At 73.5% G+C, this 5,699-nt stretch carries 5 protein-coding genes; all 5 read left to right on the forward strand.

The features are described from left to right. The first annotated feature begins 72 nt into the window (after window positions 1-72). Window positions 73-1,284, forward strand: coding sequence for an MFS transporter (locus DI269_RS02665; RefSeq protein WP_232822589.1), 1,212 nt, complete (start codon window positions 73-75; stop codon window positions 1,282-1,284). Between the two features lie 23 nt (window positions 1,285-1,307). Next, complete coding sequence (locus tag DI269_RS02670; protein WP_112133589.1) at window positions 1,308-2,849, forward strand: ABC transporter substrate-binding protein; 1,542 nt, start codon at window positions 1,308-1,310, stop codon at window positions 2,847-2,849. After that, window positions 2,849-3,790 carry an ABC transporter permease gene (locus DI269_RS02675; protein ID WP_112133590.1) on the forward strand — a complete coding sequence of 314 codons (942 nt, stop codon included), beginning with the start codon at window positions 2,849-2,851 and terminating at the stop codon, window positions 3,788-3,790. The genes DI269_RS02670 and DI269_RS02675 overlap by 1 nt, the downstream gene beginning before the upstream one ends. Window positions 3,791-3,855: 65 nt before the next feature. Beyond that, window positions 3,856-4,578 (forward strand): ABC transporter permease subunit, encoded by a 723-nt coding sequence (locus DI269_RS02680; protein WP_232822590.1) that lies wholly within the window; start codon window positions 3,856-3,858, stop codon window positions 4,576-4,578. Continuing rightward, window positions 4,575-5,699, forward strand: a 1,125-nt coding sequence (locus tag DI269_RS02685) for an ABC transporter ATP-binding protein (RefSeq protein WP_112133592.1), incomplete at its 3' end; no start/stop codon positions are given. The genes DI269_RS02680 and DI269_RS02685, both read left to right, overlap by 4 nt.

Raw genomic sequence — 5,699 nt, forward strand, 5'->3', positions numbered from 1 at the left:
GTACCGTTATCTTTGTCGGAGTCATCCGCCCCGGACGCGCCGCCCCGCGCGCCCCGACTCCTGCGAGGTCCCGTGCGCACCCTCCGATCCATTGCGGCCCAACCGCTCCCGGTGCGCCTGCTGCTCGTCAACCAACTCGGGGTCAACCTCGGCTTCTACATGGTCATCCCGTACCTCGCCGTCCACCTCGAAGCGAGCGCGGGCATGTCCCTCGCGGCGATCGGGATCGTCCTCGGCGTGCGCAACCTGAGCCAGCAGGGCCTCTTCCTCATCGGCGGCACCGCCTCCGACCGGCTCGGCCCGCGCGGCGTCATCATCGCCGGGTGCCTCCTGCGCGCCGTCGGCTTCGGCATGTTCGCCCTGACGCCCTCCCTGCCGGTCCTCATCGCCGCCTCGGTGGTCAGCGGCGTCGCCGGGGCCCTGTTCAACCCCGCGGTGCGCGCCTACGTCGCCGAAGCCTCCGGCGACCGCAAGGTCGAGGCGTTCGCCCTGTTCAACCTGTTCGCCAACACCGGCATGTGCCTCGGGCCGCTCGTCGGCAGCGCGCTGGTCGCCGTGGACTTCCGGCTCGGCGCCGCCGTCGCGGCCGCCGTCTTCGCCGTCCTCGCGCTCGCCCAGGCCCTCGTCCTGCCCGCGCACCCGGCCGCCCCCTCCGGCACCTCGATCCTCGGCGGCTGGCGAACCGCCTTTAACGACAAAGGCTTCCTCGCCTTCACCCTCGCCACGGCCGCGCTCTTCGCCCTCCAGAACCAGCTCTACCTGCTGCTCCCCAAGGCCGCCGTCGACGCGACCGGCACCGAATGGGCCACCGCCGCCGTCTTCGCCGCCTCCACCGTCGCGACCTTCGCCCTCCAGGTGCGCGCCACCGACTGGTGCCGGCGCCGCCTCACCCGCACCGCCGCGATCGGCCTCGGCCTGGCCCTCATCGGCGCCGCGTTCGTCCCGCCGATCCTCCTCCCGCCCCAGGCGCCCGCACTCCACTTCGCGGCCGTCCTCGCCTCGGCGCTGCTGCTGTCGATCGGCGTCATGACCGCGCAGCCGTTCGTCCTCGAACGCGTCGCCGACCAAGCGCCGCAAGGACTCACCGGCACCTACTACGGCGTCTACTACCTCCTCTCCGGAATCGTCGCGGCCGTCGGCACCGCCGCCGTCGGCCTCGTCGCCGACCTCGCCGGGACCGGGGCGCCCTGGGCGTCCTGGCTCTGCTGCGCCCTCCTCGGACTCGCCTCGGCCGCCCTCGCCATGCGCGGGACCCGCACCCCCGCCCTCGCGCACACCTCTTGAAACCCAACGAAAAGGAACCCGCCATGCAACCGCACCTCAGCCGCCGCGCCGTCCTCTCCGCCGCCGGGCTCACCGCCGCGCCCGCGCTTCTCGCCGCCTGCGGCACCGACCCCGCAGGGCCCGAGTCCGACACGCCCCAGACCGGAGGCACCCTCCGCGCCGCCTTCGCCGGCGGCGGCGCCGACGAGACCCTCGACCCGCACCGCGTCAACCTCTTCGCCGACGCCGCCCGCGCCAAGGCCGTGTTCGACAAGCTCGCCGACCTCGGCACCGACATGGCCGCCGTCCCGCGCCTCGCCGAGTCCTGGGAGCCCGGCGCCGACCTCGCCTCGTGGACCGTGACGCTCCGCGAAGCGACCTTCCACGACGGCAGCCCCGTCAGCGCCGCCGACGTCCTCTACAGCTACCGCCGCATCGCCGACCCCGAGGGGACCTTCCGCGCCAGGCAGGACCTCGCCCCGATCGACCTCGACGCCAGCACGGCCGTCGACGACCGCACCGTTCAGTTCGTCCTGCACCACCCCCTCGCCGAGTTCCCCAACACCCTCGCCGCCTTCGGTGCCTACATCGTGCCCGAAGGGACCGACGATTTCGCCGCCCCGATCGGGTCCGGACCCTTCACGTTCGCGGCCTTCGAACCCGGCCGCAGCTTCGCCGCCGACCGCTACGACGCCTACTGGGACGGCCCGGCCCTCCTCGACCGCCTCGAAATCGTCGTCGCCGACGAGGAGTCCGCCCGCGTCAACGCCCTCCTCGGCGGCCAGGTCGAATACGCCCACGACCTCTCCGCCACCACCGCCCGCGCCAACGAGGACAACGACGCCGTCGCCCTCGTCGCCTCACCCGGCTCCAACATGCTCGGCTTCGCCATGAAGACCGACCGTGCGCCCTTCGACGACCCCCGTGTCCGCCAGGCGATGTTCCTCCTGTGCGACCGCGAGCAGCTCGTCGAGTCCGTCCTCTCCGGACGCGGCCGCATCGGCAACGACCTCTTCGGCCTCGGCTTCGAGCACTACGCCGACGCCATCCCCCAGCGCGAACGCGACGTCGCCGCCGCCCAGGCCCTCCTCGCCGAAGCCGGCGCCGCCGACCTGAGCATCGTCCTCGACACCGCCGACGTCGGCTCCGGCTTCACCGAGGCCGCCCAGATCTTCGCCGAGCAGCTCCGCGAAGGCGGCCTCGGCGTCGAGATCAACGAACGGAACGCCGACACCTACTGGTCCGAGGTCCTCACCGAAGGCCAGATCGCCTCCTACCGCTCCGGCGCCATGCCCATCGCCTCCCACATCTCCCAGCGCCTCCTCACCGACTCGCCCACCAACATCACCCAGTGGCACGACGCCGCCTTCGACGACCTCTACCTCCAACTCCAGTCCACCGCCGACGAGACCGCCCGCCAGGCCCTCTACGACCAGATCCAGCAGCGCCTCCACGACGAGGGCGGCTACCTCGTGTGGGGCTTCGCCGACTGGATCGTCGGCACCGCCGGCAACGTGCGCGGCGTCGAGCAGGCCCCCGCCAACACCCTCGACTGGGCCCGCTTCGACAAGGTCTGGCTCGCCTAGTGCTCGCCTACGCGGCCCGCCGCGCCGGACTCGGCGCCGTCCAGGTGCTGGCGGTCGCCGTCCTCGCGTTCGCGCTGGTCGAACTGCTCCCCGGCGACGCGGCCGTCGCCCTCGCCGGGGACCAGCCCGACCCCGAGGCGATCGAACGCATCCGCACCGCGATGCACCTCGACGAGCCCGCCCTCCAGCGCCTCGCCGACTGGATCGCCGGCCTCCTCACCGGCGACCTCGGCGCTTCGCTGACCTCGGGCCGCCCGGTCGCCGACATCCTCGCGAACGCCCTCGAACCGACGCTCGTATTGGCGGGCCTGACGCTGGTGTTGTTGCTGCCCTTGGCGATCGGCCTCGGCGTCGCGGCGGCCCGGCACCAGGGCCGCTGGCCCGACCGCCTCATCACCACGGCCACCGTGGGGCTGTACTCGGTGCCCGAGTTCGCGCTGGCCGTGCTCCTGGTGAGCGCCTTCGCGATCGGCCTCGCCTGGCTCCCGCCGACCGCGGTCGGGGTGCCTTCACTCCTGGCCGAACCGGCGGTCCTGGTCCTGCCGCTGCTGGTGCTGTTGGCGCGGCCGATCTGCTCGATCGCGCGGCTGGTGCGGGCGGGGATGATCGAGGCGCTCGACTCGGAGTACGTGGCGCACGTGCGCCGGGCGGGGGTGCCGGAGCGGCGGGTGGTGCTCGCCCATGCGTTGCCGAACGCCCTCTCGCCTGCGACTGCGCAGATCGCGAGGACTGCGGATTGGCTGCTGGGCGGGGTGATCGTGGTCGAGAGCGTCTTCGTGATCCCGGGCCTGGGGACGGCTCTGGTGGATGCGGTGAACGCCCGCGACCTGCCGGTGGTGCAGGGCATCGCGGTCGTCTTCGGCGTCACGACCGTGCTGGTGAACCTGGCCGCCGACCTGGTCGCCTTCCGCCTCGCCCCGAGACTGGAGATCGCCCGATGACCCGCAGGCGGGCCGAACTGGCGGCTATTCTTGTCCTTCTTTCGATTCCGCTCGGGATTGCGCTTGTGGGGCCGTTCATTCCCGCCGCTGCCGGGGACCGCACTCAGCCGTTCGATCCCGCCGCGCCCTGGCCCGGGACCGACCACCTGGGGGCGAGTGTGCTCGACGGGCTCCTGGACGGCGGCTGGGGCATCGTCGTCACCGCCGCAGCGGCCACCGCGCTCGCCTACCTCGTCGGGTTCCCCATCGGGCTCGCGGCCGCCTCGACCCGCCGGCGCTGGGTCGACGAGGTTCTCATGCGGCCCTTCGACCTCCTGCTCGCCCTGCCTTCACTCCTCCTGATGCTCCTGCTCGCCTCGATCGCGCCCCCGACCCCGTGGATGCTCGTGCTCATCGTCGCGTTCGTGAACCTCCCCGACATCGCCCGCATCGTGCGCGCCGCCGCGCTCGAAGCCGCCCACCGGCCCGCGGTCGAGGCGATGTGGCTCCAAGGCGAGCACCCCTGGCGCATCGCGACCGTCCACACCGCACGGTCGATCCTCCCCACCGCCGCAGCCGACGCGGGCGTCCGACTCGTCGGGGCGTTCTATCTCGTGGCCGCCGCGAGCTTCCTCGGCGTGGGCGCAGGCCCGGAGGCGAGCGACTGGGCCGTCATGGTCGACGTCAACCGCGGCGGGATCTTCCTGTCCCCGTGGGGCGTCGTGCTTCCGGCGGCGCTGCTGGTCGCGCTGTCGGTCGGGCTGAACCTCCTGTTCGACCGGCTGCTGAACCGAAGAGAGCCCGCATGAGCACCACCCTGGTCCGGGTCGCCGACCTGCACGTCACCGCCGGAGCCAAGACCCTGGTCGACGGCGCCTCCTTCACCCTCGACGCCGGCCGGATCCTCGCCATTGTCGGCGCCTCCGGCTCCGGCAAGACCACCATCGGCTCCGCCCTGCTCGGCGCGTTCCGACCCGGCACGGCCGCAACGGGAACCGTCGAGGTCGCCGGGATCGACATGCTCGCCTCCCCGAAAGGCCGCCTACCCGTCGCGCACCTGCCCCAGCACCCGGCCGCCGTCCTGAACCCCGTGCGCCGCATCGGCGGCGTCCTCGCCGAGATCGCCCCCGACCGCGACCGAATCGCCGACGCCCTGCGCCGCACCGGACTCGACGACCCCGCGTTCCTGCGCCGCTTCCCCCACCAGCTCTCCGGCGGCCAGCAGCAGCGCCTCGTCCTCGCCCAGGCGTTCCTGTGCGGCGCAAGGCTCCTCGTCGCCGACGAGCCGACCACCGGCCAGGACCCCGAGCACCGCGACCGCCTCGCCGCCGAGCTGCGCCTCGCCGCCGAAGGCGGCATGGCCGTGGTCCTCCTCAGCCACGACCTCGACCTGGTCGAATCAGTCGCCGACGAGGTCGCCGTCCTCGACCGCGGCGTCATCGTCGAGCACGGCGACGCCGTCTTCACCGCGCCCCGGCACGACTACACGCGCCGCCTCCTCGCCGCCCGCACCGTCGCGCCCGCGACCCCCGCCGATGCGGCCGCGCCCGTGCGCCTCGAAGCCGCCGGCCTCACCGTCACCGCAGGGAAGACCCGCCTCCTCGACGACGCCTCCTTCACCGCGCGGCTCGGCGAATGCCTCGCGATCCTCGGCCCGTCCGGCTCCGGTAAGACCACCCTGGGCCGCGCCGTTGCCGGACTCCGCACGGCCGTAGGCGAACTGCGCCTCGACGGCGACCCGCTCCCGCTGCGCGCCGGGCGCCGCACCCGCGCGCAGCGCGCCCGCGTCCAGTACGTCTTCCAGGACGCCCGCGCCTCCTTCGACGAGCGCCGCAGCATCCTCGACCAGGTCGCCCGCACCGCGGTCCGCCTGCGCGGCATGGGAACCGACGACGCCCGCGCCGAGGCCGGGCGGCTCCTCGCCGAGGTC

The sequence above is a fragment of the Glycomyces dulcitolivorans genome, from assembly GCF_003265355.1.
GTDB classification, from domain to species: domain Bacteria; phylum Actinomycetota; class Actinomycetes; order Mycobacteriales; family Micromonosporaceae; genus Glycomyces; species Glycomyces dulcitolivorans.